This window comes from Vreelandella indica, from assembly GCF_037070225.1.
Classification (GTDB): domain Bacteria; phylum Pseudomonadota; class Gammaproteobacteria; order Pseudomonadales; family Halomonadaceae; genus Vreelandella; species Vreelandella arctica.
Window position 1 is genome coordinate 291905 of record NZ_JBANSO010000001.1, and the last position, 26315, is coordinate 318219.

At 54.0% G+C, this 26315-nt stretch carries 29 protein-coding genes; 13 read left to right on the forward strand and 16 right to left on the reverse strand.

The window, feature by feature from the left end:
- From cmoB to V8L71_RS01385, 3 genes are all read left to right on the forward strand, one after another.
- Positions 1–1026: a tRNA 5-methoxyuridine(34)/uridine 5-oxyacetic acid(34) synthase CmoB gene (gene cmoB / locus V8L71_RS01375; protein ID WP_336272989.1), complete on the forward strand. Its 1026-nt coding sequence runs from the start codon at positions 1–3 to the stop codon at positions 1024–1026.
- Positions 1027–1090: 64 nt separating this feature from the next.
- A complete protein-coding gene (locus V8L71_RS01380) occupies positions 1091–1405 on the forward strand; it encodes a thioredoxin family protein (protein ID WP_336272990.1) in 315 nt (104 codons plus the stop codon).
- 54 nt (positions 1406–1459) lie between these two features.
- Complete coding sequence (locus tag V8L71_RS01385; protein ID WP_336272991.1) at positions 1460–2056, forward strand: cyclodeaminase/cyclohydrolase family protein; 597 nt, start codon at positions 1460–1462, stop codon at positions 2054–2056.
- A gap of 64 nt (positions 2057–2120) precedes the next feature.
- Here the strand turns inward: V8L71_RS01385 and V8L71_RS01390 are convergent, their stop codons facing one another.
- The 4 genes from V8L71_RS01390 to V8L71_RS01405 all read right to left on the reverse strand — a co-directional run bounded on the left by V8L71_RS01390 (position 2121) and on the right by V8L71_RS01405 (position 5920).
- On the reverse strand, positions 2121–2795 hold the full coding sequence (locus V8L71_RS01390) for a zinc metallopeptidase (protein ID WP_176304163.1): 675 nt from the start codon (positions 2793–2795) through the stop codon (positions 2121–2123).
- Positions 2796–2941: 146 nt separating this feature from the next.
- Entirely contained in the window at positions 2942–4060 is a 1119-nt protein-coding gene (locus tag V8L71_RS01395; protein ID WP_336272992.1) for an App1 family protein phosphatidate phosphatase, read from the reverse strand.
- Complete coding sequence (locus V8L71_RS01400; protein ID WP_336272993.1) at positions 4060–4623, reverse strand: type 1 glutamine amidotransferase domain-containing protein; 564 nt, start codon at positions 4621–4623, stop codon at positions 4060–4062. The genes V8L71_RS01395 and V8L71_RS01400 overlap by 1 nt, the downstream gene beginning before the upstream one ends.
- A 121-nt stretch (positions 4624–4744) precedes the next feature.
- Positions 4745–5920, reverse strand: coding sequence for an RNA-guided endonuclease InsQ/TnpB family protein (locus V8L71_RS01405; protein WP_336272994.1), 1176 nt, complete (start codon positions 5918–5920; stop codon positions 4745–4747).
- A 56-nt stretch (positions 5921–5976) separates the two neighbouring features.
- Between V8L71_RS01405 and tnpA the strand changes: the two genes are divergently transcribed.
- Positions 5977–6390, forward strand: coding sequence for an IS200/IS605 family transposase (gene tnpA, locus V8L71_RS01410; RefSeq protein ID WP_336272995.1), 414 nt, complete (start codon positions 5977–5979; stop codon positions 6388–6390).
- A gap of 62 nt (positions 6391–6452) precedes the next feature.
- Here the strand turns inward: tnpA and V8L71_RS01415 are convergent, their stop codons facing one another.
- Positions 6453–7340: a substrate-binding domain-containing protein gene (locus V8L71_RS01415; protein ID WP_336272996.1), complete on the reverse strand. Its 888-nt coding sequence runs from the start codon at positions 7338–7340 to the stop codon at positions 6453–6455.
- A 138-nt stretch (positions 7341–7478) separates the two neighbouring features.
- On the opposite strand from V8L71_RS01415, the gene V8L71_RS01420 reads away from it, so the two are divergent.
- From V8L71_RS01420 to V8L71_RS01430, 3 genes are read left to right on the forward strand one after another with little or no spacing between them, the layout of a single operon-like run.
- Positions 7479–8183, forward strand: coding sequence for an ABC transporter permease (locus V8L71_RS01420; protein WP_336272997.1), 705 nt, complete (start codon positions 7479–7481; stop codon positions 8181–8183).
- Complete coding sequence (locus V8L71_RS01425) at positions 8180–8911, forward strand: ATP-binding cassette domain-containing protein (protein ID WP_336272998.1); 732 nt, start codon at positions 8180–8182, stop codon at positions 8909–8911. The genes V8L71_RS01420 and V8L71_RS01425 overlap by 4 nt, the downstream gene beginning before the upstream one ends.
- Positions 8912–8964: 53 nt before the next feature.
- Positions 8965–9774 carry an ABC transporter substrate-binding protein gene (locus tag V8L71_RS01430; protein ID WP_336272999.1) on the forward strand — a complete coding sequence of 270 codons (810 nt, stop codon included), beginning with the start codon at positions 8965–8967 and terminating at the stop codon, positions 9772–9774.
- An 81-nt stretch (positions 9775–9855) separates the two neighbouring features.
- Here V8L71_RS01430 and cysN read toward each other — a convergent pair whose 3' ends face one another.
- The 6 genes from cysN to V8L71_RS01460 form a co-directional block, all read right to left on the reverse strand.
- Positions 9856–11298: a sulfate adenylyltransferase subunit CysN gene (gene cysN, locus V8L71_RS01435; RefSeq protein WP_336273000.1), complete on the reverse strand. Its 1443-nt coding sequence runs from the start codon at positions 11296–11298 to the stop codon at positions 9856–9858.
- A complete protein-coding gene (gene cysD, locus V8L71_RS01440; RefSeq protein WP_336273001.1) occupies positions 11298–12335 on the reverse strand; it encodes a sulfate adenylyltransferase subunit CysD in 1038 nt (345 codons plus the stop codon). Before cysD ends, cysN begins: the two co-directional genes overlap by 1 nt.
- Positions 12336–12496: 161 nt before the next feature.
- Positions 12497–13243 carry a metallophosphoesterase gene (locus V8L71_RS01445; RefSeq protein ID WP_336273002.1) on the reverse strand — a complete coding sequence of 249 codons (747 nt, stop codon included), beginning with the start codon at positions 13241–13243 and terminating at the stop codon, positions 12497–12499.
- A complete protein-coding gene (locus tag V8L71_RS01450; RefSeq protein ID WP_101146519.1) occupies positions 13243–13689 on the reverse strand; it encodes a DUF1249 domain-containing protein in 447 nt (148 codons plus the stop codon). Before V8L71_RS01450 ends, V8L71_RS01445 begins: the two co-directional genes overlap by 1 nt.
- Positions 13690–13691: 2 nt before the next feature.
- Positions 13692–14411 (reverse strand): NUDIX domain-containing protein, encoded by a 720-nt coding sequence (locus V8L71_RS01455; RefSeq protein ID WP_336273003.1) that lies wholly within the window; start codon positions 14409–14411, stop codon positions 13692–13694.
- A gap of 72 nt (positions 14412–14483) precedes the next feature.
- Positions 14484–15143, reverse strand: coding sequence for a hypothetical protein (locus V8L71_RS01460; protein ID WP_336273004.1), 660 nt, complete (start codon positions 15141–15143; stop codon positions 14484–14486).
- Between the two features lie 171 nt (positions 15144–15314).
- Here V8L71_RS01460 and greB point away from each other — a divergent pair, with 171 nt between their 5' ends.
- Positions 15315–15845 carry a transcription elongation factor GreB gene (gene greB / locus V8L71_RS01465; protein WP_008957606.1) on the forward strand — a complete coding sequence of 177 codons (531 nt, stop codon included), beginning with the start codon at positions 15315–15317 and terminating at the stop codon, positions 15843–15845.
- Between the two features lie 43 nt (positions 15846–15888).
- Here the strand turns inward: greB and V8L71_RS01470 are convergent, their stop codons facing one another.
- From V8L71_RS01470 to V8L71_RS01490, 5 genes are all read right to left on the reverse strand, one after another.
- Positions 15889–16617 carry an SIMPL domain-containing protein gene (locus V8L71_RS01470; RefSeq protein WP_336273005.1) on the reverse strand — a complete coding sequence of 243 codons (729 nt, stop codon included), beginning with the start codon at positions 16615–16617 and terminating at the stop codon, positions 15889–15891.
- Between the two features lie 171 nt (positions 16618–16788).
- Positions 16789–17631, reverse strand: a complete 843-nt coding sequence (locus V8L71_RS01475; protein ID WP_336273006.1) for a fumarylacetoacetate hydrolase family protein — start codon at positions 17629–17631, stop codon at positions 16789–16791.
- A 21-nt stretch (positions 17632–17652) separates the two neighbouring features.
- Positions 17653–18393, reverse strand: a complete 741-nt coding sequence (locus V8L71_RS01480; RefSeq protein WP_336273037.1) for an SDR family oxidoreductase — start codon at positions 18391–18393, stop codon at positions 17653–17655.
- A 192-nt stretch (positions 18394–18585) separates the two neighbouring features.
- A complete protein-coding gene (locus tag V8L71_RS01485; protein ID WP_336273007.1) occupies positions 18586–19590 on the reverse strand; it encodes a methyltransferase in 1005 nt (334 codons plus the stop codon).
- A complete protein-coding gene (locus V8L71_RS01490) occupies positions 19587–20411 on the reverse strand; it encodes a methyltransferase domain-containing protein (protein ID WP_336273038.1) in 825 nt (274 codons plus the stop codon). Before V8L71_RS01490 ends, V8L71_RS01485 begins: the two co-directional genes overlap by 4 nt.
- A gap of 289 nt (positions 20412–20700) precedes the next feature.
- Between V8L71_RS01490 and V8L71_RS01495 the strand changes: the two genes are divergently transcribed.
- The 5 genes from V8L71_RS01495 to V8L71_RS01515 all read left to right on the forward strand — a co-directional run bounded on the left by V8L71_RS01495 (position 20701) and on the right by V8L71_RS01515 (position 26298).
- Complete coding sequence (locus V8L71_RS01495) at positions 20701–22440, forward strand: HD domain-containing phosphohydrolase (RefSeq protein WP_336273008.1); 1740 nt, start codon at positions 20701–20703, stop codon at positions 22438–22440.
- Positions 22441–22512: 72 nt separating this feature from the next.
- A complete protein-coding gene (locus V8L71_RS01500) occupies positions 22513–23523 on the forward strand; it encodes a LacI family DNA-binding transcriptional regulator (protein ID WP_431313159.1) in 1011 nt (336 codons plus the stop codon).
- Positions 23524–23615: 92 nt separating this feature from the next.
- Entirely contained in the window at positions 23616–24599 is a 984-nt protein-coding gene (locus V8L71_RS01505) for a sugar kinase (RefSeq protein WP_336273039.1), read from the forward strand.
- A 47-nt stretch (positions 24600–24646) separates the two neighbouring features.
- A complete protein-coding gene (locus V8L71_RS01510) occupies positions 24647–25621 on the forward strand; it encodes a 2-hydroxyacid dehydrogenase (protein WP_336273010.1) in 975 nt (324 codons plus the stop codon).
- On the forward strand, positions 25618–26298 hold the full coding sequence (locus V8L71_RS01515) for an HAD family hydrolase (protein WP_336273011.1): 681 nt from the start codon (positions 25618–25620) through the stop codon (positions 26296–26298). The genes V8L71_RS01510 and V8L71_RS01515 overlap by 4 nt, the downstream gene beginning before the upstream one ends.
- The last annotated feature ends 17 nt before the right edge of the window (positions 26299–26315 follow it).

The following is a 26315-nucleotide window of genomic DNA, read 5'->3' on the forward strand; positions in this document are numbered from 1 at the left end:
GTGGCGCCGTTACCCGACGATCATCGCGCAATTTATCAAGCGTTTTTAGATCAAGCGACGCTTGATGCCTCGCTAACACCCTGGCTAGCGAAGCTTCCCGAGCAGTTAGCTCACGGGCTTGACCGTAACCGCCACGGCGATTTATCCGCCTGGGAAAAAGCCGTGGCTAAGCTTCCGGTGCTGCCCGCCGAGCGGCGCGTGGACTTAAACAGCGACTCCGTCAGCGTTGATCTTGCTCTTAGCAATAGCCAGCAGCGCCAGTGTTTTAACCTGCTAAGAAAGCTTGCCCCCTGGCGTAAAGGCCCTTTTCAACTGGGCGGGATTTACATCGATACCGAGTGGCGCTCAGACTGGAAGTGGCAGAGAGTGGCTCCCCACTTGGCGCCGCTAAAATACCGTAAGGTACTCGACGTGGGCGGTGGCAGCGGTTACCACGCCTGGCGGATGGCAGGGGCTGGGGCTGCGTTTGTGCTGGTGATCGACCCTTCGCCGCGCTTCTACTGGCAGTTTCAGGCGGTACGCCACTTCGTCGGCGATGCCGATGACGGTAGAACGCAGTTCTTACCCGTGGGTATAGAAGACGTGCCGGAGAACCTGAGCTTTTTCGATACGGTATTTTCCATGGGCGTGCTCTACCATCGCCCTGCCCCGTTGGAACATCTGCAGCAGTTAAAAGCCGCGTTAGTTCCGGGCGGCGAGCTGGTGCTGGAAACGCTGGTAGTGGAAGGCGACGAGCAGACCGTCTTCGTGCCCGGCGAACGTTATGCGGCCATGCCGAATGTCTACTTTCTGCCTTCTTCAAAAGCGCTCTGCCACTGGCTGGAACGCTGCGGTTTTACCAATGTACGCGTGGTGGATGAAGCGGTCACTACGCTGGATGAGCAGCGCTCGACAGAATGGATGACCTACCAATCGCTGGCCGATTTTCTTGACCCGAAAGACCGCAGCCGCACCATTGAAGGCTACCCCGCACCGCGTCGCGCGGTGATATTGGCGAATAAACCGGGTTTATCGCGTTTATCTTGATCATTCGCTAAACTAACCAGGCCTTCAGGGATGCGGGGCCTGTCATTCTCTCAGGAGAGAACACATGACCCTACCCGATAGCATCGTACCAAAGCGAAGCGAACTGGATGCCAGTCAGGGGCCGGTAGTGGTTGAATTTGGCACGCCCTGGTGCGGCTACTGTCGTGCGGCGCAGCCACTGATCAGGGAAGTGATTGATCAGACACCTGGGGTACGCCATGTGCGAGTCGAGGATGGCAAGGGAAAACGACTGGGACGGTCATACCGGGTCAAGCTCTGGCCGACGCTGATCTTTCTAAGGGATGGCCAGGAACAGTCGCGCTGCGTGCGCCCCGAGACGCGCCAAGCATTGAAAACCGCACTTGAGCGCATTGTGTAAAGCATGAAACGTGCTGGGGTATAACCACTACCCTATGTAAAAAGGATAGGACGCATGCCGGATAACACCGCACCGCTCTGGGAGCACAGACTGAGCGATTTTCGCGACACCGTGGCCCGCGAGCCGATGCCTGGCTGCGGCGCCGTGGCCGTGGTGAGTGCCGACTTGGGCCTGGCGCTCGTGCTCAAGGGGCTGCATCTGAGCCAGCGCCATGACGCCGCGGCGCCGCGTCAGGCGTTGATTGATGAAGGTGCCTCACTTAAACAGCGCCTAGCGCCGCTGGCCCAAGAAGACGTGGCTGCCTTTGAGGCGTTCATGGCAGCCGTCGGCCGGGATGAGGAGGACGAAGGGCGTCAAAGCGCCCTTCATGCGGCGGCCGAAACTGCCGTTGAAGTGCCGCTGAAAACGGCGCAGCTGTGTGCTGCGGCGCTGGCACTGACGCGGCAGGCGGGAGAACACATCGAGCAGCAGTTTGTTAGCGACGCGCATGCTGGGGCTAGGTTGATTCATGCCTCGCTGCACAGCGTGCTGCTCAACGTGGATGCCAATGCCAGTCAACTCGGCAGCGACGACGCCCGTGACAGGGCCAGACTTTCCCGCGATGGCCTCGCTCAGCGTGCCGATGCGCAGCTGGCTGCGATCACTGGCTAGCGGCATCGATAGCAGCCCTGGGGCAGGATTTAACACAATCTACGGGCTGAAGAGATAGCGTTACTTACCGCCGCAAAATCACCAGCCAGCGGCTCAGATTCATTACGCTTGCCAGCGAAGCGGCCACGTAAGTAAATGCGCAGGCGGTGAGCACATGCCGGGCACCTGCCATGTCGGCAGGCGGCACGTACTCTTTCAACAGCGGTAGCGCCCGATTGAAGCTGGCATCGAACTCCACCGGCAGCGTCACTAGATGCACCACCGCTGCGGTGCCAAAGCTAATGACGGCCATGGCAATCACGATTGCCAAGCCTCCCGGCAGGCGTGTTAATAAAAATAGAAACGGTGCGGCCATCATCAGTAGAGCACCGAGTTTTTCGGCTTTTTGAGCTACGCTAACTAACCGGCTGCGCGCTATTAATGGCGCATACCCCTGATAATGCTGAATGGCATGCCCCACTTCATGGGCAGCCACGGTGACGGCGGTAAGCGAACGGCCATCGTAGTTATCCGGGGAAAGCCGCACGCAGCGTGTCTCAGGATCGTAATGGTCACCGAACTCCGTGCGCTCTACGCTAGCGCCCTCAACACCCAGGCGGCGTAGCAAATGATCGGCAAGTTCGGCCCCTGTACCGGGATAATCGTCACGGCCCTTCGTGTAGCGCTTAAGCACCCACTTGGCCCAGATATTTGGGAGCACAAAAACAGCCAGTGCAAAAATGATCAGTAGAATAACCATGGCAGTTCCTGTCCACAAAAAAGCTTTGTACAAACAACCATCTAAAAACAGCCGTCGTCAAACAAACTTCTCCGATGCGTAGCTTTTACCATGGGGGCTGGCTTGGCAACACTGTTAAGCGGACATATTGTTAGGCTGGATGGTTTTTAGGCGGGATTATTGCGGTGTTCTTCCACATCGCGCTTGACTGCCTGCAAACCATGAATAGAAATATCGCCCTGGGCGTGCGCATGTTCAGCAATCAGCACGCTATCGGCAGCTAGTACCAAATCACATTGAGTGCCGACCAACTCATCGCGCAACCGCTGAATCGCCGCCTCTCTTTTGGGGTCTTTATCCACTCGCCGTATATAAATGGCTTTAATACGGTTCGGGTAGGCTTTAACGATTTCAATGTACACTTCTGGATCATGCTGGCCGCTGTCACCAATTAATATACACGGCAAATCGTTGTAGAGGGTCAGCATGCGGTCGATCAATTCGCGTTTATGCTCTTCTGCACGCCGTGGCCAGGGACGGCGCCATGAGATACCCCATTCGCGTAAGAAAAGGATGGGGCCTACTGGGATACGATTGATCTGAAAAAACGTTTCGAGCATTTCGTAAATCGCCCAAGGCCCGCGTGAGACATATAAAATGGGCCGTTCGGCGCGCTCACTAACGCCTCGATACAACGCCTGATACAGCGATGCGACGCCGGGAAAGGCAGTGCGACGGTGGGGTTTTTTTACAAATAGGCGATAAAGCATTTTGAGCTTTTCTGCCACACCGGTAAACATAACGGTGTCATCGATATCGCTAATCACCAGCAAATCCGCTTCTGGCGGTGGCACGTAGACTTCTACATGAGTTCGCACCGTCGTTTGGTCCGCACGATGTACCAAAATATCAGCGCGGTGCCAGGAGACATCAATCGGCAGGGTATGACTGATCGGCAAATGGACATCGAAATAGCCATCGCGATCTGTGCTGACACAAAGCTGATTATCACCAATTCGAACCTCTACCTGCGCATCGGCAAGCCCACGGCGAAAAATACGCCGCGCGACATCAGCCGTATCACGCAACATACCATGGCGGGGAATCGCCCGACCCAGCGCGGCTTGACGAAAAACCCTGCCCATGACAAATATTTCATTCTGGGAACCATAGCCGCGGTAAGGATGAACCACCATCCCCCCACGGCTACTGTCTCCTTTGATGGGTTTGGAAATAACGTGGACAAGCCTTTTGGCAAAGCTTGCCCACTGACGCAATAGCCCCATCAAGCGTGCTGACCGGAGTGACGACCTTCCTGCAATTCTTCGAGTAACTTGGTATTAAAGGCATCCAAGTCTTTTGGCGTGCGGCTGGACACAAGGCCACTGTCGACAACGACGGGTTCATCCACCCATTCAGCGCCAGCATTAAGAAGGTCTTGTGCAACGCTAGGAACAGAGGTCATACGACGCCCTTCAACCACGCCTGCGTTAATTAAAATCCATGGGGCATGGCATATAGCGGCGACAGGCTTGCCTGCCTGGAAAAACGCTTTTACGAAGCTCAACGCTTCATCGTTAGTGCGCAGTTCGTCGGGATTGAATAAGCCACCGGGCAGAACCAGCGCGTGATAGTCAGACTCATTGACATCGGCAAGAGCTTTATCAGCCTCGTAGGTATCGCCCCACTCAGTTTCCGCCCAAGCGCGAATGCCCTTACCATCAGGCGTTACAATGTGAACCTCTACACCCTCTTTCTGCAAGGCGGCACGCGGCACGCTCAACTCAGACTCTTCAAAACCAGCGGCGGCTAAAATAGCTACTCGTTTACCATTCAGTGCTTGTTTCATCATGCTCTCCTTTTCGTGATGATTTGCGTCAGTAACGCTTCACTATTGTGGCGCATATAGTAACAGCGTCAAGCTACCCTGGTGACTGCTCCCCCTCCTAGCGGACGAGGCTTCCCACTTCTCAGGCAGCAACCGGCGACATGACGGATTTACGCGAGCCTCCATGGGCAGAGACGGACAGCCCTTCCGCCTTTAACTGGATGATGCCTTGGTGTTTGATATTAAGCGCCGCATTGATGTCCCGGTCGTGGAGGGTATGGCAGGAGGGGCACTCCCACGACCGCATGCTCAACGGCATGGCGTCCATTTTGTGCCGGCATGCGTGGCAGGTCTTGCTGCTGGGGTACCAGGGGTCGAGCTTGACCAGGCGCTTGCCTGCCTGCTCGGCCTTATAGACGAGCTTGGTGACCAGGGCATGCCAGGACGCATCGCCGATGTGCTTGGCGAGCTTGCGATTCTTCATCATGTTGTGGACGTGGAGTGTCTCAACGATCACCGCTTGGTTGTCGTCAACGATCTGTCGAGAGAGCTTGTGCTGGAAGTCGTTGCGGGCATTGGCGACCCGCTCATGCGCCTTGGCGACAAGCAGTCGTGCCTTGGCTCGGCGAGCGCTGCCTTTCTTCGTGCGCGATAACGCCTTCTGCTTGCGGCGAAGGTTTTTCTGCGCTTCCTTGAGAAAGCAGGGATTCGTGACCTTACGTCCCGTGGAGTCAATCGACAGGTGCGACAACCCCATGTCGAGGCCGAGGATTTGGCTGCCTTCAATGCATTGGGTCGGTTCAGGGACGGTTTGCTCGGCATCAAAGAGGAGCGAAGCGTAGTGCTTGCCAGTGACCGTTCGCGTCAGGGTAATGCTTTTCAGCTTGCCCTCGAGCTTACGATGAACCTTGGCCCTGATCAGCCCGACTTTGGGCACCTTGATCCAGTCGTCGCCGGCCTTGACGCCGACGCAGTGGTAGCTGGATTGCTTTCCCCGCTTGCTCTTGAAGCGCGGGTAACCCGCTTTCTGCTTGGCGTCGAAGAAGCACTGGAAGGCATGATCGAGGTTGAAGCATGCCTGCTGGAGAGCGATGGAATCCGCTTCTTTTAGCCACCCATACTTGCCGGACTTCTTGGCAACCGGCAGCAACTTCTTGAGGTCGTGCTTCGCGCTTAGCGACTGGCCGTGGCGCTTGTAGCGGTGAGACATGATACGCAGGCCGGTGTTGTAGCAGAAACGCACCGCGCCGAACTGGCGATTCAAAAATTCCCTCTGCTCGGCCGTGGGGTAGATGCGTATCTTGGTGGCCTTCAGCATGTCAGTGCTCACTGCTATGATGCCTACAGATTAAGGGCTACAGTGAAGAATGACAAGTGAGTGCGCATGACGACTATCGGCGAGGACGACATAGTGTCACTCGTCTAGTGGTTCACCTTGTTTTTACGACGAAGTATCGGCGCAAAGTGTTCGACGGCTATATGATCGGGCAGCTCCGAGAGGCGTTTGACTCTGCTTGCAAGAAACTAGACTGCCGCATCCTGGAGTTCGATGGTGAAGAAGACCATGTTCACCTGCTTGTTGAATATCCGCCGAAGCTGTCGATCAGCGTGATGGTCAACAACTTGAAATCCACATCCTCCCGACGGGTGCGCTTCTTGAATACGCATATCCCGAGGTTGAGCAAAAGCGCTGCTCTGTGGTCGCGGTCGTATTTTGCTTGTAGTGCAGGTGGGGCAACTATCGAAATGCTCAAGACCTATGTGCAAGGGCAAAAGCCCCCCGAATAGAGCCGCTGCGCGGCTCCCGCTTGTATCCCCGCCGAATGGGCGAGGGTTTACGCGGATTTTCGCTAAGCGCTATGCATAATCTTGCCTGTTTCAGCAATAGCGTAACCACCCAACTGGATTGAACGCTCTGCGAAACGGGCTTGTTGAGCAAACGCCATCAGCCGCTGTACGGCGGGTTCGAAATAGCTGCGCCGTTGCATAATTAAATCAAATGGTTCCTCGCAGAGAGGAACAAAACCTAATTGCTGGCGATGGGCGGCGGCTTCTACCCCCAGGCCCACATCGGCCTCGCCCTGGCAAATACTCAATGCCAAATCATCTTCACTTAAAGAAGCATGCGGCGCCCAATTAAGCGCTGAGCTATCGATCCCCGCTTGCTGCAATAAAAAGCCAAGCAAGCGGGCCGCGCCCGCCTCAGGCTGACGATGCGCCACGCGCAAGTGTGGGCGTTTTAAATCGTTGAGCGCCTTGATCTTCAGCGGATTATCAGTGGGCACCAGCAGCCCTTGACGTCGTGTGGCCCAGCGGACGATTAGCAGATCACGCATTCCGCTTAAGCCGAGCGCACTAGGTTCGTTATAGCGCTGTGTTGATGGGTCCAGTAAATGGATACCTGCCAGCATGGCCTTGCCATCCAGCAGGCGACGCACGCCGTCACCGCTGCCTTGGCACAGCATGGCCAAATCTGAACCACTTTCTCGCACGGCCCACTCTAATAGCGGATCCTGGCTGCCCGCCACCACAAGCGGCACGGTTAACCGCTGCGCCTGATCCCCTTCCAAATGGCTCAGTACCCATAAATCGATCTGCTGACGTGGAAACAGCAATTTGCCGGTGACCCGGCTGCAGGGGATCTGCCCCTGACTGACCAAGTCATACACCTTGCGCTCCTTCAGGCGCAGGTAGTCGGCGACTTCCGCAGTGGTTAAGTAAGCATGCCGTTCAGTCATAGCGATAAGCTCCTTCGCTGCGGTTACGCCATCAATGATTTTCCTTGCATAAGACTGCATCAATTTCAGTCTAGAGTGCAATCGGTCATTTTTGGGTACATTATGCCGAAACGAACCTAACAACGACGCCAATACTCAATGCTGACTAGTGACAACGCCTTCAGCACTGCCCTCGCTTTGATTATGAGCATGGACAGCGCCTTAATCTCAATCGTGATGCTGTCGCTGCAGGTATCGCTGATGGCGGTGTTTATCGCCAGCCTAATGGCACTGCCCTTAGGTGCCGCCCTCGCGTTATGGCGCTTTCCCGGGCGTAACGTGGTGATTGTCGCCCTTAATGCCCTGATGGGCTTACCGCCAGTGGTTGCGGGGTTGTGCGTTTATTTGCTGCTTTCACGCGCAGGGCCGCTGGGTGAATGGGGATTGCTGTTTACCCCCACGGCGATGGTCATCGCTCAAGTGATTCTGGTACTGCCGATTATCGCCGCTCTTACTCGCCAACAAGTCGAGGCACTGCATGGCGAGTATGCCGAACAGTTGAACTCCTTGGGTCTAACACGCAGCCGCATGATCCCTACCCTGTTGTGGGATGCCCGCTTTGCGCTATTGACGGTGATCTTAGCTGGCTTTGGCCGCGCCAGTGCGGAAGTAGGCGCGGTAATGATCGTGGGTGGCAATATCGATGGCGTTACGCGTGTAATGACTACCAGCATCGTGCTGGAAACCAGCAAGGGCAACCTGCCCATGGCGTTGGGTTTGGGGATTATTCTGCTCACTCTAGTCACCATGATTAACGCAATTGCCCATGTCATCGGCGAAACGGCGAAAAGGCGGTTGGGATGAATGCACACCACACTCCTCCCGTCGCGGCACTGGAACTCGATAGTGTGAGTTTTATTCATCGTGGTCACACGCTGCTCAAGCCAACCACCCTGCGTTTGGCAGGCTGCCAGCGAACGCTAATTATGGGCCCTAACGGCGCGGGAAAAAGCCTACTCATGCGCTTAGCCCACGGCCTGTTAACGCCTACTAACGGCACGGTTCGTTGGCAAGGCGAGCCACCTCCACAAGCCATGGTGTTTCAGCGCCCGGTGCTGTTGCGTCGCTCAGCGCTGGACAATCTCACCTTTGTGCTAGCCATCAACAAAACGCCGCGCCCCGAGCTAAAAGGACTATCTCGTAAAGCGCAGGCAATGAGTGCACTTGAGAAGTTTGGCTTAGCCCATTTAGCCAGACGCCCGGCGCGGGTACTTTCCGGCGGCGAGCAGCAGCGCTTGGCGCTGGCGCGAGCATGGCTGCTCAATCCCCAAGTGCTGTTTCTAGACGAGCCTACCTCCGCGCTAGACCCCGCTGCCATCAAAGCAGTGGAAGATGCGGTGCTTGAGTTCCATCACAGCGGTACCCGTATCGTGATGACTACCCATGATTTACATCAAGCGCGTCGCTTAGCCAACGATGTGCTTTTTTTACATAACGGCGAATTACTCGAACATACCCCAGCCAATGATTTTTTTACTGCCCCCTCTTCACCCGAGGCAGGGGCATTTATTCGGGGTGAGCTGGTTTGGTAACCCTGAAAAGCATGAACTCTGTGACTAATCAAAAATGAGCAAGGAGCAATAAAATGAAGAAATCCACCGCATTGATAACGGCAGGCGCCCTGGGTATGACCTTTAGCGGCACGCTGATGGCGGCCGATGATTACATCACCCTGGCTTCCACCACCTCCACTGAAAATTCAGGTTTGTTCGACGCGATCATCCCCACCTTCACCGAAGAAACGGGCATCGAGGTTCGTGTGGTGGCTGTCGGCACCGGCCAGGCGTTTGAAATCGGTCGCCGTGGCGATGCCGATAGTCTTTTAGTGCATGACACTGCGGGTGAAGAGAAGTTTGTGGCGGAGGGCTATGCCACTGAACGCCTGAACGTGATGTACAACGACTTCGTTATCGTTGGGCCGAGTGATGACCCGGCGGGCATCAGTGACAGTGAAAACGTCATTGAGGCCATGCAGCGCATAGCGGAAAGCGAGTCCCCGTTTGCTTCGCGCGGCGATGACAGCGGCACTAACCGCGCTGAGCTGCGTTTGTGGGAAGATGCGGGAGTGACGGCTGAGGGCGAGTGGTATCGTGAGCTGGGCAGCGGCATGGGGCCGACACTGAACACCGCGGCGGGTATGGATGCCTATACGTTTACCGACCGTGCCACCTGGGTCGCGTTTGAAAATCCTCAGGATTTGACGCTGCTGTTTGAAGGCGACGAAGCGCTGTTTAACCAGTACGGCAGCCTACTGCTTTCTGAAGAGCGCCACCCAGATCTGAAACACGATCTTGCGGCTCAGTGGCACGAGTGGTTGGTCTCTGAAGAGGGTCAGCAAGCGATTGCGGATTTTGAGGTAGACGGCCAGCAGCTGTTTTTCCCTAACGCTGAGTAATATTTAAACTCATCCAAACACAACGGCCCGCTTTTAAAGCGGGCCGTTGTGTTTGGCGCTGTGCTGGTGTGTCAAAGCTTTTTAGCGGTTGAATAAGCCGCTGATATCTTTGGCTTCCCAATGGGGAAAATGCTTACGCACCAGCGCATTCAGTTCGCGTTCAAAGGCGGCCCAATCGGTTGACTGCGTGGCAATGCCTACCTCACTTGCCGTGCCACGAATCATCCCGGCGCCTACGGTGACATTGGTCAGACGATCAATGATGATAAAGCTGCCGGTGCCAGGACTGGTGCGATAATTATCCACCGGAATGGCCGCGGTCAATTCCACATCACAGCGAGCAATCGCATTAAGGCCCAGCGAATGCGTCATATGCTTTTCCAGCGTATTGACATCGATTTGGTAATCAATGGCGCTTACCTGCCCGGAAAGATCGCGCGTCGCCAACTTAAAATCATAAAGCTTGCCTGGCGTTAACACCTCTTCATGCATCCAGACAATATCGGCTTTGAAAGTATTGGAAAGCGGCAATTCGCTATCCGCTGCCACCAGCCAATCACCGCGGGAGATATCGATTTCGTCTTCCAAGGTCACAGTAATTGCTTGGCCTGGATAAGCGGCGGCAAGATCACCATCGTAGGTAACGACCCGCGCCACGGTAGAGGTTTTGCCCGAAGGTAACACCTTGACCGCCTGCCCAGGGCGAATGACACCTGCAGCCAGGGTGCCGCAGTAGCCACGAAAATCGAGATTGGGCCGGTTAACGTACTGAACCGGTAAACGCAGATCGCTGAGGTTCTGATCGCGTGTGATCTCGACACTCTCTAATAGCTCGATCAGCGTTTCCCCTTGGTAATTGTTGGTAAAATACCAGGGTGTTTGTTCGCTGCGATTCACTACGTTGTCGCCGTTGAGCGCCGACATTGGCACAAAGCGAATATCCGGCGCTTGCAGGTTCTCAGCAAAGGCACGGTATTCTGCAACAATTTCATTAAAACGCTGCTCGGAGAATCCCACCAGATCCATCTTGTTAACCGCAATCACCAGATGCTGAATACCCAGCAGATCGGCGATAAAGCTATGGCGCCGGGTCTGAGTCTGTACCCCGTAGCGGGCATCGATCAGAATAATCGCCAGGCTGGCGGTGGAAGCACCGGTGGCCATGTTGCGCGTGTACTGCTCGTGCCCAGGCGTATCGGCAATAATAAACTTGCGCTTATCGGTAGAGAAAAAGCGGTACGCCACATCGATGGTGATACCCTGCTCGCGCTCTGACTGCAAGCCATCCACTAATAGCGCCAAATCAACGGTATCACCGGTAGTACCGCTGGTTTTAGAGGCCTGAGTGATCGCCGCTAGCTGATCTTCAAAGATCATTTTTGAGTCATGGAGCATGCGACCGATTAGCGTCGATTTTCCGTCGTCCACGCTGCCGCAAGTAATAAAGCGCAGTAGATCTTTGTTTTCATGCTCGTGTAGGTACTGCTCGATATTATCAGCGATTAAATTGGATTGATGAGACATTAGAAGTACCCCTCGCGCTTTTTCTTCTCCATCGAACCTACTTGATCGCGGTCAATGGCACGACCACTTCGCTCACTGGTTCGAGTCAGCAGCATCTCTTGAATAATTTCCGGAAGCGTCGCAGCTTCCGATTCCACAGCGCCGGTCAGCGGGTAGCAGCCTAGCGTTCTAAACCGCACCGACTTCTCTTCCGGCACTTCACCAGGCGCTAAAGGCAAGCGGTCGTCATCGACCATAATCTGCATACCGTCGCGCTCGACTACCGGGCGCTTGGCAGAGTAGTAAAGAGGAACAATGGGGATCGATTCCAGATAGATATACTGCCAGATATCCAGCTCAGTCCAATTGGAGAGCGGGAATACGCGGATTGATTCGCCTTTATTGACCTTGGCGTTATACACGTTCCAAAGCTCTGGGCGCTGATTCTTGGGATCCCAGCGGTGGTATTTATCGCGAAACGAGTAAACGCGCTCTTTGGCACGCGAGGCTTCTTCATCGCGGCGGGCGCCACCAAAGGCTGCATCAAAACCGTATTTATCCAGCGCCTGCTTGAGCGCCTGGGTTTTCATGATATCGGTGTATTTGGCACTACCGTGATCGAACGGGTTGATATTGGCCGCCCGCCCCTCTTCGTTGGTATGCACGATTAGCTCCATACCCGCTTCTTCTGCCATGCGGTTACGAAACTCGATCATTTCGCGAAATTTCCAGGTTGTATCTACATGCATCAGCGGGAATGGCGGTGTACCTGGATAAAAGGCTTTACGCGCTAGATGCAGCATGACCGACGAGTCTTTACCTATGGAGTACATCATCACTGGGTTGGAGAACTCAGCGGCGACTTCACGGATAATATGAATAGATTCGGCTTCTAATTGCTTGAGGTGGGTCAAGCGCGCGGCATCAGGAGCACTAAAAGCCTCCTGCTGTAGCGCTGAAGATCGCGTCTCTGAAGAACTTGCCTTTGAAGACTGCTCTTTTGAAGACCGTTCCTTTGAAGACCCTTCCTTTAAAGACAGTGTAGACAATTGGGTCATAGCCCCTTACCTCGCAAGAACAAGCTCGTTACACAAGCTAGAAGTATTTTATGTTCGAATGCGGGTAGGGTAACGCCGAGACGATAATAACCCAAAAGAATTAATAACTATCTTTTTATTCCTTAATCACCTAACGAAGACTAAGTAAGGGAACCGATCTGTCAATCAATACGCTCAATCCAGCTCTGCCACTCGCTGCCTAGGCGCTCACTCCACTGTAAATCGATAACGCGGTAGCCAGGGCGGGATGCTTCATCAATAGCGAAGTGCTCGGCACCGGGCAGGAACTGATCCGCCATGGCTGGGCAACCGTAAACGTCAATAGTGGTCTCACCCACGCTGCGGTGTTCGGCGTAGGCTTGATGTACATGGCCAAACAGGATGATGTGAACGTGCGCATGTTTGCTTAGCAACGCCCAAAAAGCATCACGATCCTGAAGGCCAATAGCATCCATCCACACTGCTCCCACATTCACCGGCGGGTGGTGCATGGCAATCAAGGTGGGCCGAGTGTCCGCTTGTAAACGTTCCGCCAGCGCAGCAAGCTGCTCACTCCCGAGTTCACCGTAAGGCTTGCCCTCTACCTGGGTATTGAGCAGCAGGATGCGCCAGGCATTCAAGTCGACTTCATCCACCAGCGGACGCTCGGCAGCCATGAACTCGGGTTGATCGTGATTACCTGGCAGCCAGTACCAGGGGCAAGGCAGCTGCTCCATCGCCTGCACCGCCAAGGCGTATGAAGCAGCGGATTCGTCCTGGCTGATATCACCCGTAAACAGCACAATTTCAGGTTGCTCATCTACAACCGCACTGATTACCTGCTGAAACTGACGCCAAGGAATACCGGCACGGGAACGTGCCTCGGTGTCCGCATAGAGATGGGCGTCGGTAATCTGAACCACACGCATTAGGGCATCTCCGGCACGTCAACGGTGTGGCCGTGGGCAAGGCCGTGAGCCAACCACTCGCCCAGGAAGCGGTTGAGCTGGAGCTTCTCATCCGGTTGGTGCATGCGCGCATTTGGATAACGGTAGCGACCGCTAAAGTGGCGCTCGCGCTGAAAGTCGGTCACTTCTGCCATGCGGACATCATGATAGAGGTGCACGCGCATCCGCGGCCCTTCAATAACGGTGTCTAACGGACCGGTCTGGGAAACATTCACCATGGTGGTATAAGGCGCCTGCTCTTGAATATAGAGGTGCAGATCACCGAAATGCTGTTTATCACCGCGCAGGGCAATATCACGACGCTGGCCGGCCTCCATATCGCCCACCAGGCGCACCAAACGCAAATAGTTGGCGCTGCACTCCCCTTGGAGCGATTTTAAATCGGTGACATAGGCCGTTCTCGCCATATTCACTCCTCGTTTGTTTCGCTTTGTGTCATCGCCCGCTGTGAAGCGGCGCGAAGTGAGGCTCGTTGACTATTAAGCCAATGTAGTCCAATCAGACACATGGCGTTGTCGAGTCGTCCTTGCGTCAAGAGCCCCCAGGCATTGGCAAACGGCATGACATGTACCCGAATGTCCTCATGCTCTTCGTCTAAGCCATGAATCCCACCTAGCCCTTGGCAATCCACCAAACCACAAAATAGGGTCACTTGCTCGTTGCAGGCGCCAGGGCTTGGATAATAAGTGTGTAATTTGGTCAGTTCGGCCACTTTACAACCCGCTTCTTCCCACGCTTCACGGCGGGCCACGTCTTCCAGCGACTCGCCATCTTCCACCAAGCCCGCCACCAGTTCCAGCTTCCAGGGAGACACGGCATCATCGATGGCGCCTGCGCGAAACTGCTCAATCAACACCACTAAATCGCGGGCGGGGTCGTAAAGCAGCACACCCACTGCATCAAAACGGCTGTGTACTTCTCGGCGTATTGGTTCGCTCCAGCCACCTTCGAATAGGCGGTGACGAAGCTCTAGGCCTTCCAGGCGGAAAAACCCCTGATGCAAAGCCTCACGCTTGAGCAGCTCAACATCACTGCGCTTTAACTGCGGAACGCTAAGCGATGTGCTTCGAAAAGGGGCCTCTTGAGATGGAGAACTTCCAAACTCAGCGTTTTTAGGGCTAGACGCCATGGGGCACTCCCGGTGGTGACAATCGCTCTATTATCAGTGCTTGCCACCGGGAATGCCAATCCAGTTAGCGGATTAAAGCTGATTGAGCAGCGTCTCGGCATCTCGACGCAGCGCTTCATCCGAGACTTGCCGGTTCTCGCGAGCAGTGCCGTTAACCGCCCGCTGGGCGTGCTCACGCGCTGCCTGCTCATTGCCCTCTTCTTTCAAGAAAGCGGCATAGTAGTAGTTAACATCGATACCGTCCGGGCGGATTTCCAGGGCACGCTGAAACATGCGTTCAGCCGTCTCACTATTACCGAACCCGAGTGGCCGACCCGGCGCCCGGTCGTAAAGCGCGCCTAGCGTGACGTAGGCCGAACCGCTCAGCCCTTGCGGATCGATTCCAATCGCTTCCTCTAGCGCATCGCGCGCATCACCTGCAGTTCCCAACGCACCCAAGCCACCCCTTTCCCGGGCATAGGAGGCCAAAATAATGCCCTGCCAGACAAGTACATCTGCTTCATCTTTGTGCTGTTCAGCCAATTGTTCCACTTCGCCTGCCAACGCTTTCAACGTATTTTCCCGCTCATTGGCAGGCATTTCTGTCACGGTATGCTCCCAGCGATTTTTCAGTGAAAACAGCTCGCCTTCGAAGGCGGTCGCGGTCAACGGTGACAGTACCAGCACGGTACCCATCGCGGCGGCGATCAGGGAACGCGGTAAAGACATGGGTAAAAAAGAGAGAGTTCGCATACATGCTCCTGAATTATTATTGTCCAGCTTAGCCCCACCAATGGCGGGCCTCTCACCCAATATAGCAAAAAATGTAACGAACGTTTGAATGATCTACAGTGGCATGTTGCTTGGTATGCTTCGCGCAATTAACGTAAAGTAGGTAGCTCGAAACACGAAGGGGAACAGGTAATGAAAGGCCGCAACATGACCCGCTGGCGCGATCCAGCCAAAGATCCGCGTCAAGCCCCTAAGAGCAACCTGATCACCCCGGAAGGGGCGTCACGTCTGCGCGCTATACTGGATCATCTTTCACGGGTTAAACGCCCGGCCCTATCAGAGAAAGTCGGCGAAGCCGCCGCTCAGGGCGATCGCAGTGAAAACGCAGATTACACTTACAATAAGAAAGAGTTAAACCGCGTTATTGCCCGGATTACCTACCTGACAAAACGTTTAGACGAACTGCAAATTGTCGATCGGCTGCCTGCCGATACTAGCAAGGTGTTTTTCGGCGCCTATGTGAGCCTGGAAGATGAAAACGGCGAGCAGGTACATCTCAGGATTGTTGGCCACGATGAAATCGACACTAAAAAACGCTGGATCAGTATCGATGCCCCCATGGCCAAGGCCCTGCTGAGCAAGCAGATAGGCGATGAGGCTAAGGTACTCACCCCCAATGGTGAGATGTTTTATACCATCACCGCCCTAGACTACACGGGCTGACCGCCCTTCCCTTGGCGCGTTCCTAAGCCTAATCTTGCAAAGACTAGTCCTGTAAAGAATAGTCCACCGTGGTGACGACGCGGACGCGTTTGGTTTGTGGCGTATAGCTATCCAGATCTTCAATGGAAAAGTAGCCTTGAGTGGCCTGACGAATCTGCCCCACTTGGCTACCGGAATCTTCAGCAAACTGCTGTGCGGCGTTGCGCGCATCCGCCGTTGCCGCTGCAATCATTTCGGGTTTGATCGCATCCAGGCCGGTAAACAGGAATTCCGTACGGTATTCATAGCTGGGTGAAAGCAGCACGCCTTCACGCACCAGCGAAGTAGCGCTAGGGATCGCCTCAATCACGCCCTCGACATCAGGTGAGCGCAGTAATAGCGTTGCTTCAGCCCGGTAACGCTCGTCTGGGCGCTGGCCGCTATATTGATTGCTAAACTGATCGGTAATTCGCGGCGGAGTGGAACTGACATGCTCCGGCGCAAATCCCTGGGCCTGAAGGAAAGCGCGAATCGACTGCTCGTCATCGGATAGCTGCTGCTCCAGGTCACTCAAGGTGTTGGCGCTGACACTGTAGTTGAACGGCCAAAGCACTAAATCTGCTGGCACTTCGCGCTCTGACAAGCCGCGCACCGTCACGCTGCGGGACGACTGCTGCCACACTTCGGCAGCCCCCTTGATATAGCTGCCGCCGACAACCAGCCCTATCGCTAACAACCCACCAAGCAAAACGGCACTTGCCAGTACCGCCGTATTTCGAATACTGCCCGCCATTTCAGCCACTCCCACAAACTGCCGTTAAATTAACGACTACTTATTTGCATCGTAGCCCTTAAAGATAGACCTTAAAGGTCAATTCGTCGGCGGCTGATTGAGGCAAGTTTGAGGAAGCGGTGAGTATTAACGATCGTGGCTATTGGTGAGCATACCACCGCCTCGTCGCGTTCAGGCTTGTACGACGCGCTGCTGCTGCTCACCCAAGCCTTCGATACCTAAGCGCATTTGCTGCCCGTCGCGTAGGTAAACCGGGGGCTTCTGGCCCATTCCTACACCTGGTGGCGTTCCCGTTGAAATCACATCACCTGGCTGCAGGCTCATGAAACGACTCAAGTAACTGATCAGAAAAGGCACTTGATACACCATGGTGCGCGTACTGCCATCCTGGTAACGCTTGCCGTCCACTTCCAGCCACATGCTCAATTGATGGGGGTCAGCCACCTCATCGCGCGTGACCAGCCAGGGCCCCAAGGGGCCAAACGTATCGCAACCTTTGCCCTTGTCCCAAGTGCCACTCCGCTCCAGCTGGAACTCACGCTCAGACACGTCGTTGACCACACAGAACCCTGCGACATGCGACATCGCATCGGCTTCGTCTATGTAACGCCCGCCCTTGCCGATAATCACGCCAAGCTCAACCTCCCAATCGGTCTTCTTCGAACCACGTGGAATTTCCACATCGTCATTGGGGCCACAAATGGCGCTGGTCCATTTGTTAAAAATCACGGGCTCTGGCGGCACCTCGGCGCCGGTTTCTGCCGCGTGGTCGGAGTAGTTGAGGCCAATACAGATAAACTTGCCGACCCGACCCACACAGGGCCCCAGACGCACATCCGGCGCTACCTCAGGCAGGGCAGAAAGATCCGTATCACGCAGTGTCTGCAGCGCTTCATCGCTCAACAGGTCACCGGCGATATCGTCAATAACGCCCGAAAGATCACGCACCTTGCCTTGACTATCGAGGATGCCCGGCTTTTCCTGACCAGACGCTCCAAAACGTAAAAGCTTCATAGTGTTATCCTTTTTAAAGAATCAGTTTGCCCAGCCGCCATCGATGAGTTGCGCGGTACCGGTAATAAATTGGGCGTCATCACTGGCCAGAAAAGTGGCTAACGCTGCCACTTCTTCCACCCGCCCCAGCCTACCCATTGGCTGGCGCGCAATAAAGGAGGCCAGAACATCAGCATCGCTGCGCCCCTCTTTACTCGCCTGCTCTGCAATACGCTGCTTTAACGAGGGCGAGTCGACAGTGCCTGGGCAGATGGCGTTGCAGCGAATACCTTGGGTCATGAAATCGGCGGCGACTGATTTGGTGAGCCCGATGACGGCGGCTTTGGAAGCACCGTAAGCGCAGCGGTTCGCCACCCCTTTAACACTGGATGCCAAAGAAGCCATATTGATAACGCTGCCACCGCCGTTTGCCAACATGCCTGGCAAAAAAGTCTGCAAGGTATGAAACATGGAAGTGACATTTAAATCCAGCGAGCGCTGCCAGGTAGCCTCATCACACTCGAGTACGGTGCCACCGGCCACCATGCCCGCACAGTTGAAGAGTATGTCCAGATTAGGCAGTGAGCTAGCCAGTTCATGAATCGCTTTGCTGTCCGTTACATCCAGACAGTAGGCATCAACGCCCTCCACACCTTCTAGCGTGGCAATATCGATATCTACTGCAAATACGCGCGCGCCTTCAGCTACAAAGCGTTCGGCGGTAGCGCGTCCAATGCCATTCGCAGCGGCGGTGACCAGTGCATTTTTGTTGTTGAGTCGCATCATGTGGCACATCCCTGGTAGCGGCATGACCCAGAATGGTAGGCACATGCCTAGAGTCGGAACATCTGACTGTATGATAGCTTGACCAATAAATCGAGTATGGACGAGCAACTTTGGCCCTGGCAAGCGTACCTAGGGCCAAATAGCGGCTTATGAAATCTCATTTTTAGTCGAAGCTGGTGGCGGCTGAGGCTAGCGACTTAGTTGCTTTGCACCGTATACCTTGAAGCGGCGATTATCCGCCAAGATATGAAAATCTTGAAAAGCGCGTTGTAAGTGATCGGGATAAGGCAGAAAACCATTCGCCACAATCACTAGGCGCCCTCCGGAGCTTAAATGTTCAGGCGCTTGGCTAATTAAGCGCTGGCTGGGGCCATAGCTGATATCACGCTCTTTATGGAAGGGGGGATTGCTGACAATCCAGTCGAACTGTTCGCCCTCAAGTGCGCTGAACACATCACTACACAGCACGCGCCCCTCTAAACCATTCGCAGTTAAAGTGCGCTTACAGGCTTCTATTGCAAAGGCGCTAACGTCTACGGCGGTCACCAGATGACCTCGCTGGGCCAACCAAGCGCTGACAATACCGTCGCCACAGCCCATATCCAGTACTTTGAGCGGTTTTTTCGGCAAGCTATCCTCAATGCTTGCCAACATTAACAGCGTTCCTTCATCGACTTTGCCATGGCCAAAGACACCGGGATGGCTGGCCAACGTTAAACCCAGCGCTTCAATGTTTTGCCAAGCGCTATCACTAGCTGAATTTAACGCAATGGTATGGGTGGCAAAGAGTGAACAGCGACGCGCGTTATCGCGCTTGTCCCACGTCATTCCCAGCTCATCCAGCATCTTGGGCACGCGCTTGATACCCCCCTGATGCTCCCCCACAATCTCTAACGGGGTGCCGCTAGGTAGCTGTTCACATAACCACTTCAGCCACCAGATACCTAACTGATGGGCTTTTGGCCAAAACAGCACCACTTCTTTCCCTAATGGCTCTCCCGGGGCCAAGTCAAAAGGTGTCCGGGCTTGCTTGCCCTTTGCCTTCCACTCATTTAGCACCGCAAAATCACCGCTCAACACGCCCGCTGACTGGTCAATAAGCCAGCTATCCACAGGCGGGCCTACGACCCATAGCGCTGCGTACTTATCTCTTTGGCGCTCTAATAACTGACACGCAGGGGCTTGGGCACTCATTCAGGGCTCTCCGGTTTCGTTAATGTGTACAGTAGGTAACGACCCAATCGCCAGTGCGGGTCTTGGCGACAGTACTGTTTCTCCAGCGCCAGTAGCGTTTCTTTTTCTGCAGGCGTTGCGGGGGGATGGCGTAAGTAATCTTGAAACACCCGGATGCCAGCGACGGCATCTATTTTCAGTCCGTTTGCTGCGCTCCACTGGGCAATGTCGTTGTGCGTTATCGGCGAAATGGGCGTTAAACGTTGCCGTTTTCCTTTCCCCTCCAATCGGTCACTCAACGCCTTCTCAAGATTGCCTTTAACCACATTAGAGAAACGCAGCGCATCGCGATTAAACACCATCAAGCTAAGCTGGCCACCAGGCGCCAGCAGATCATTTAGGTTAGCCAGGGCTGCTTGCGGGTCACCCAGCCACTCCAACACTGCGTGGCAAGTAATCAGCGACCATGGCCCCGGTGCCTGCGGGGGCAGATCCTGCAAGGACGCTTGTCGGTAAGTAATGGAAGAGTGAGGTAGCGTCGGGTCATCGTGATGCCACTGTTGGGCATAACTGAGCATGTCTTTCGAAGGCTCCGCCATGGTTACCTTATGCCCACGCTTGGCAAACCACGCCGTTTGTTGGCCCAGACCACCGCCCACGTCGAGGACGTTCTGCTCATTTAAAAGCAACATTTGCGGCAATAAATAGTCGAGCATCGCTAAGCGCAACTCGCCACGGGGTGCCTGATAGAGTGAACGAGAGAACTTATCGGCCAAGCCATCGAAATAGCGATCGCCAGCCTCTGTTAAGTCATAGCTTTTTGGTACATCGTTTGGGTGCATACCGTGGGCATCGCTTTTGCGAGAAAAGGCGCAGTTTACCTGATTCGTCCTGCTCAGCCGAACGGCATACTTCACGACGCCTCTTATAGCAAAAAACTATCAAAAAACTACCCTACATAACAAAAATAAAAATGAATAGATTTGCAAATAGGCGTTAAATGATGACTAATCAACTCATCAACAGGCATTTCTGGAGGTCAAGGAGGTTAGCGCTACTATAATAATGCTAATTTATAAAAGTCATCACCAAGACAATAGCTAACTAAAAAACAAATATGGTGAATATGACATGTCCATACATACAGCAATACCAAACGCCACAAGCCAAATACTAAAGTCGCTACTTCACAAAGACCACTCTATCTCCATATTTTCTAAAGAAGCGGCTTACGCTATTGAAGCAACCGCTATAAAAACAGATCTGGACGGCGGAAAAATAACATTAGAAATAACTTATTCTGGCAACTCCCTATCTCCTTACTTAAAAAACGATACCATTTGCTTTGACATTGAAACGCTTCGGCACGGCACCGGAGAAGAGGAGCAAATCTATAATATTGAGCATGTGCCTGCTCACGTGACCAAAATTGATACCTGCACTTATCACTTGGAGTGCCAACTCCCCAATTCGATTTTTGCCTCCGACAATCGCGGCGCTCTACGTGTCCCTTTCATTCTTGGCATGCAGGCCCGCGCGCACCTTAATGTTTTTTTGCATGAGCTTTATCTGGAAGGCAAGGTACGCAATTTATCGGTGGGGGGCTGTCTGGTATATGTCAGTCTTGAAGATAGCATGGCACTCACCGTCAATCAGATACTCCCAGGCGTGACCCTTGAGTTCCCCAATAGCGATACATTTACGGCCGAGGGGCGTATCCGCCATATGCGTCCTTTTGGTAGCCATGGTTATGCGGCCATTGGTATTGAGTTTATTAACATGTCAGCCACTATGACCGAGACACTTTTCCATTATGTATCGGAGTCTGAGTTCGAAGCCGCTTTTCGCTCTGGCCTGCAAGACAATGCCTCACGGGTGAAGTCACGGCTTTTTATAGCCGATGCTAAAGAGAAGAAGTTACAGTACAAAGAAGAGCGGGAGCAAATCCAAAACACTCAAAAATCTCCGTTACTGCGAGGCATTCAGGAAATCGCTCATCAGCTACAAGTCATATTAATGTTTATTAAAAGCAAAAATTTGCTGCCCGAAGAGAGCCTATATGAGTGTGTTGATAGCCTCCTATACATGGTTAACCAAGATCAGAAAGTAGTGAAGTACGCGCTCGCATTTTTGCATAACGAGCCTGAGTGGGTACGCCATGCCGTACAGGTGGCGAGTCAACTAGCGATGATATTAATCAGTCGTGACCCACACAACTCGCAGACACGAGAAGCAGTAGCTGGCGCCCTTCTGCACACCATGGGCAAGCCACTACTGATTAGTGAGAAACTGCCCTCCCTTAAAATGCATATTTCACCGTCACAAACGGAAATACTTAAAAGCCACGTGCAAGCACTGGATCATAAGCTCTCAAGCCTTGGGTGGACGCCCAGCCCTACCTGCCGTGACATTATTTTAAATGCTAATGAGCGCCTGGATGGCAGTGGCTATCCGGACGGTAAAACCGCAGATGTATTGTCAGAGCGGGTGCGTTTAATCAGTGTCATAAAAATTATCAACAAATTGACCCATGAGCGAAACAGTCAACAGCCACGACAACCGCTTGATGCCTATCGCTGGGTTAATGACCTTGCTAGTCTTTATGAGAAATCATTACTTGTGGAGTATATCCAACACTTTGGCCTTTACCCCATCGGCAGCTTGGCTAAATTCTCAAACGGTTTCCTAGCCTGGATTATGGACGTTGACGCTAAGGGTATGCCCTGCAAAGTAAACGTTATTAAAAATTTATCTTTCAAAGATACGTCTATTGATACCGTCCTTGAGAACAATGATTTCACCCAAATTGGTCGACTGGAGGGCACGGTGAATCCCTCCGAGTACGATATTCATATGGTTAATCACGCCTAATTGACTAGGTACCGTTGCTTTTGATGTTAAGTATAATCAAAATGGAACCGTTACCATTTCATGAAGTCCATTATGTCATCTGCAGGTCGGCGTTCTACCATTCTTGAAGTCGCTCGTTTAGCCGGTGCTTCAAAAACCAGCGTTTCGCGCTATTTTGGCGATGAACGGGAACGTCTATCGCCCACTCTTCAGGACCGCATTGCCCAGGCAGCAAGCACTTTAGATTACCAGCCCAACCAAATGGCGCGTGGATTGAAGGGTGGGCGCTCCAAACTCATCGGAATGCTGGTAGCGGATATCCGCAACCCTTTTTCCGTGGCGATTACCCACGGTGTCGAACAAGCATGCCGTCAGTACGGCTACTCATTATTGGTATGCAATACCGACAACGATTCTGAGCAGGAACGCCAGCATTTAGACCTTCTGGGTGCGTATCAGGTGGCAGGCTTGGTGGTTAATGCCACCGGCAGCCCCGAAACTCAACTACAGGCTTTCATCAGCCATGGAACGCCAGTCGTGCTGCTAGACCGCGAAGTCAGCAATGTGGATGCAGAAGTAGTAGGGCTTGATAATCCGCTAGCGATTGATAGCGCACTTGATCACCTTTCTGCCCAGGGTTACCAAGCCGTGTTGTATGTCAGCGAAGCCCCTGAACAGTCAAGCACACGGCAACGGCGGCTGGCCTGCTTTAACCAGCGTGCCCAACAGCGTGCGTTAAGCCATGCAACGCTACTGTTAACAGGTGACACCAACACGCGCCAGGCGCTAAGCCATTTTTTAACCGTCCATCCTCAACACGCCTGCGCCGTACTGTGTGGCAACGGCAATGTGACCTTGACGATAACGCGCCTTTTCCAGCAGCTAGGCCTACCGCTTGGTCAAGTCGGATTAATGGGCATTGATGAACTCGACTGGTGCGACCTAGTGCCTCCTGGCATAACCACGCTTGCCCAGCCAACCGATGCTATCGGGAAAACGGCGCTTCACTGCTTGAGGCATAGAATTGCACCGCAAACATCGCCGCAGCCGACAACATTGAGTTTTGCACCTACCCTAATCGCAAGAGGCTCCACCCGGCGTTAGCATTTTATGATCGCCCAAGCTTTATAAAAGCAGCATAAATGGTATCGTTCCCATTAACCGACGACCAACAACATCAAGAGATGACTAACCATATGTCCCACTCCTTTACTAACCCACCAGAAGTCCTCACTTTTGGCGAAGCCATGACGATGTTCGTGGCAGACTCCCCCGGCAAGCTTTCCGACGTTGAGCATTTTCAGCGCCGGATTGCAGGCGCAGATACCAATGTGGCGATTGGTCTGGCGCGTTTAGGGTTTCATGTCGGCTGGTTAAGCCGTGTGGGCAGTGACAGCTTTGGCGACTTTATTCGCAATACGTTAGAAAACGAAGGGCTGGATTGCCGTCACCTTCATACAGATACACAGCACCCTACTGGGTTACTGTTTAAAGAGCGCGCACTTGGCGGCGCAGACCCAAAAGTGGAGTATTTTCGTCGCGGCAGCGCGGCCAGCCACCTATCCCCACAAGACGCTAGCGATATTGACTTCGGCGCCCTGCGCCATGTACATGCAACGGGCATTCCTCCCGCCCTCTCCGCCTCTGCCCGTGAACTCGCTCACCATACGCTTAAAGAAGCCCGAGCTAAGGGTGCCAGTATTTCTTTTGACCCCAATCTACGTCCCAGCCTGTGGGCCAGTGAAGCTGACATGCGCGAGACGCTCAATGCCCTTGCCATGCTCTCCGACTGGGTATTACCTGGGCTTTCAGAGGGCCAACTTCTCACTGGGCAGAAGACGCCTTACGACGTAGCAGGCTACTATCTGGATCAAGGCGCCTCGGCGGTGATCATCAAGCTGGGGCCGGAAGGTAGTTATTATCGCGGCAACCTAGGTGGGCAGGAAGAGAGCTTTACGGTAGACGGTTGCCACGTAGCAGACGTTGTGGATACCGTAGGTGCTGGCGATGGTTTCGCTGTCGGCGTGATCAGCGCCCTGCTTGACGGTTGCTCGGCACGTCAAGCAGCCCAACGGGGCAACCTCATTGGTGCTCAAGCCATTCAGGTGGTTGGCGATATGGAAGGCCTACCTAACCGCCAGCAACTTCAAGCGCTTGAAACCGATCAACCCACTGCTTAATTCGCCCCGTTATGCTTTGTTAAGCGCTTTATAACCAGGAGACAACAATGAAAAAACAACTAGCGGTTCAAGGACGACTCAGCGACGCTCAGTTAGCCGAGCTTAGCGGCTTGTTTGAGGTGGAGGTGCTGCCGAAAACGACCGCACTGAATGATCCTGCTAATCACGCTCTACTGGCTAATGTTCATGGCATTATCGGTTCCGGCTTAGCGATTACCCCCCAGCTGTTAGACGCAGCGCCTAAACTGGAAGTCATTGCGACTATCTCTGTTGGCTACGACAACATCCCTGTTGATGAACTGACCAAACGCGGCATCATGCTATGCAACACACCGGATGTGCTCACTGAAACCACCGCCGATACCGGCTTTACCCTGATCATGGCCACGGCTCGCCGGGTAGTTGAATTAGCCGAGTGGGTCAAAGCCGACAAGTGGCAAGCGAGTATTGGCCCTGCACTGTTTGGTAGCGATGTACATGGCAAAACCTTGGGCATGGTCGGGTTTGGACGCATTGGTCAGGCGGTGGCCAGGCGCGGCGCCCTAGGGTTTGGCATGAAAGTGATTTACTCCAACGCCTCTCCCAAGCTTGAATTAGAAAGCGAATTAGGCGCGCAGCGTCGCGAACTCAACGAGCTGCTAGCCGAGGCCGATTTTGTCTGCGTGACGGTCCCACTCACGGCCGAAACCGAACGATTGGTCGGTGCCCAGGAGTTCGCGCTGATGAAACCTTCGGGCATTTTTATCAATATCGCCCGAGGCAAAGTCGTCGATGAAAGCGCTTTGATTCACGCCCTCGAAAACGGCGTTATCCAAGCCGCTGGGCTGGATGTCTTTGAACAGGAGCCGCTCTCCGCCTCCTCCCCACTGCTGAAGATGCCGAATGTGGTTGCCCTACCTCATATAGGCTCCGCCACCCATGAAACCCGCGACGCCATGGCCCAGCGCGCGGTGGACAATATTCGCCTAGCGCTGCAGGGCGAACGCCCAATTAGCCTAGTGAATGAGGAAGCCTGCCGATGAGTACTGATACCTCGCCTTTCTGCTTACTCTTCGACTGCGACGGCACCCTGGTGGATAGCGAAATACTGCTTGCCGAGGTGATGGGCGCGATCCTTCCCGAATTCGGTTTACCCTTCTCAGCACAGCAGTATATGGACGAATTTAGAGGGGTACGTTTCCAGACGATTGTCCAAACGCTGGAAAACCGTTTTCAGGCTTTAGAAGAAGACGCTTTTCCCCAGCTTGAGGCGGGTATGCGAACACGTATGGAAGCGCGCATGCGCACTGAACTTATCGCGATACCTGGCATGCCCGCCGCGTTAGAACAGTTAAGCAGCCACTCTAAAGCCGTGGTCTCTAATGGACCAGAGCGCAAAATTCGCTGCGCCCTGGAAAGCACCCAGCTGGGTCATCACTTTGCAGGTAATTTATTTAGCGCTTATACCCTCAATGTCTGGAAACCCGACCCTGAGCTTTACCTTAAAGCGGCGGCCGCCATGGGCTTTGCCCCCCAACGCTGTATTGTGATTGACGATGCGGCCGTGGGAGTGGAAGCCGGCCTAGCGGCAGATATGCACGTTATTCATCTCAACCATTTCCCGAACGAGGAAAGCACCCCCGAGGGCGCCGTGGGGATTCATCACGCAAGCGAACTGCCAGCGGCAATTTCACGCTTATCGACCGCCGCTATCGCTTAGCGGCAGGAGCGAGGAGG